Here is a 2,307-nt window from a genome sequence, read left to right as displayed (position 1 = left end):
ACCTCCTGCGCCAGCGCCATGGTGAAGCCGTGCATGCCGGCCTTGGCGGCGGAATAGTTGGTCTGGCCGAACTGGCCCTTCTCGCCGTTGACCGAGCTGATGTTGACGATGCGGCCCCAGCCGGCTTCGGTCATCTCGTCGATCACCTGCTTGGTGACGTTGAAGAGGCTGTTGAGGTTGGTGTCGATCACCACCGCCCAGTCCTCGCGGCTCATCTTGCGGAACATGCCGTCGCGCGTGATGCCGGCGTTGTTGACCAGCACGCTGACCGGGCCGTGCTGCTCCTTCACGGCCTTGAAGGCCGCGACGGTCGAGTCCCAGTCGGCCACGTTGCCCACCGAGACGTGGAAGGTGTAGCCCTGCTGCGCCTGCTCGTCGATCCACTTCTTGTGGTCGCGGCTCGGCCCGCAGCCGGCGATCACGGTGTAGCCGTCCTTGTGCAGGCGCTGGCAGATGGCGGTGCCGATGCCGCCCATGCCGCCGGTCACGTATGCGACTTTCTTGCTCATTCCTCTTCTCCTTCGATGCGCGTGAAGACTGTGTTCAGGACGTCAGCGCTCGACGGTCAGTGCCACGCCCATGCCGCCGCCGATGCACAGCGAGGCGATGCCGCGCTTGGCGTTGCGGCGGCGCATCTCGTGCAGCAGGGTCACCAGCACGCGGCAGCCCGAGGCGCCGATCGGGTGGCCGATGGCGATCGCGCCGCCATTGACGTTGACCTTGCTGGTGTCCCAGCCCATCTCGTTGTTGACGGCGCAGGCCTGCGCCGCGAAGGCCTCGTTGATCTCCAGCAGGTCGAGCTCGGAGGCCTTCCAGCCGGCGCGCTCCAGCGCCAGGCGCGAGGCCGGCACCGGGCCCATGCCCATGTAGGCCGGATCCAGGCCCGCGCTCGCATACGAGGCGATGCGCGCCAGCGGCTTCAGGCCCAGCTGGTCGGCCTTCGCCGCGCTCATCACCAGCACGGCCGCCGCACCGTCGTTGATGCCGGAGGCGTTGCCGGCCGTCACGCCGCCCGCCTTGTCGAAGGCCGGGCGCAGCGAGGCCAGCGCCTCGGCGTTGGTCTTGCGGTTGAGGAACTCGTCGGTCTCGAACACGACCGGGTCGCCCTTGCGCTGCGGGATGCTGAAGGGCGTGATCTCGTCCTTGAAGCGGCCCGCGTCCTGCGCGGCGGCGGCCTTCTGCTGCGAGGCGAGCGCCAGGGCGTCCTGCTGCTCGCGCGTGATGCCGTACTTCTTGGCGACGTTCTCCGCCGTGATGCCCATGTGGTACTGGTTGTAGACGTCCCACAGGCCGTCGTTGATCATCGAGTCGACCATCTTCCAGTCGCCCATGCGCTGGCCGTCGCGCGAGCCCATCAGCACGTGCGGCGCGAGGCTCATGTTCTCCTGTCCGCCGGCCACCACGATCTCCGCGTCGCCGTCGCGGATCGCCTGCGCGGCGAGCATCACCGCCTTCAGGCCCGAGCCGCACACCACGTTGATCGTCATCGCCGGCACGGCGTGCGGCAGCCCGGCCTTGATGGTGGCCTGGCGCGCCGGGTTCTGGCCGCTGCCGGCGGTGAGCACCTGGCCGAGGATCACCTGGCTCACCTGGTCGGGCGCCACGCCGCTCTTCTGCAGAAGCGACTGGATGATCGCGGCGCCGAGCTCGGGCGCGGGCGTCTTCGACAGGCTGCCGCCGAACTTGCCCACGGCGGTGCGCGTGGCTTCGACGATCACGATCTCGGTGTTCATGGGGCGTCTCCTGGTGATGAGGTGAGGGGAAGGTCGTCGTGGAAAGTCGCCGCCGGATCGGATCCGCCGGCAGGCATACAGCAATGTGGTGTGCGGGGCGTCGGGGGCGAGCCCATGCGGCGTCGGCGCCGCGCCGGGTCACCACGTCACCGGCGCGACTTCGTTCAGACGTTCCGCGGAACGTCAGTACGCACACGCGCAAGCCCATCGGGCTCGCGTGTTTCATGAGTCGCCGGCATGGCGTCGGCAAGATGCTCCAGGTCGTTGGGACTCAAAGGCTGCACCCACACCTCGGCGGACTCCGCGGACAGTTCGGCACCCGGATCCACGATCCAGACTGGACGCGATCCCGGAGGCAGTCTGTCGAGCAGCGCGTCCCGGCCCTGCAGCGGTCGATGACGCGGCCCCACGAAGAGCACCAGTCCCGGCGCATCGTCGTGAGACGCCGCGAATCGCAACTTCCGCTCGGCATCCGCACAGGACGAGAAATGGATCGCGGTCCAGCCGGCCCGACGCAGCCGCCGGACCATCGTGGCACCCGTCGTCGCGTTCTCGTCGATCACCCAGGCGCGAA

The 2,307-nt window shown here is 68.7% G+C and carries 3 protein-coding genes; all 3 read right to left on the bottom strand.

Features of this window, described 5'->3' with window-relative positions; translation table 11 throughout:
• Nucleotides 1-509 (bottom strand): SDR family NAD(P)-dependent oxidoreductase (locus tag VEC03_RS09590; protein WP_324914671.1); only part of this gene is annotated, 509 nt, incomplete at its 3' end.
• 42 nt (nucleotides 510-551) lie between these two features.
• The gene (locus VEC03_RS09585) at nucleotides 552-1,733 is read right to left on the bottom strand and encodes an acetyl-CoA C-acetyltransferase (RefSeq protein WP_324914669.1); all 1,182 of its coding nucleotides are present in this window, start codon (nucleotides 1,731-1,733) and stop codon (nucleotides 552-554) included.
• A 164-nt stretch (nucleotides 1,734-1,897) separates the two neighbouring features.
• A partial coding sequence (locus VEC03_RS09580; RefSeq protein WP_324914667.1) for a hypothetical protein occupies nucleotides 1,898-2,307 on the bottom strand: 410 nt, incomplete at its 5' end.

The sequence above is a fragment of the Ramlibacter sp. genome (genome assembly GCF_035627355.1).
GTDB lineage: Bacteria > Pseudomonadota > Gammaproteobacteria > Burkholderiales > Burkholderiaceae_C > Ramlibacter.
The sequence above is the reverse complement of the archived record's forward strand: the minus strand, read 5'-3'. Positions and strand labels throughout refer to the sequence as shown.

Excerpts from the sequence above, each read along its gene's own strand:
- VEC03_RS09585 (WP_324914669.1), bottom strand. The coding sequence starts at position 1,733 with ATGAACACCGAGATCGTGATCGTCGAAGCCACGCGCACCGCCGTGGGC.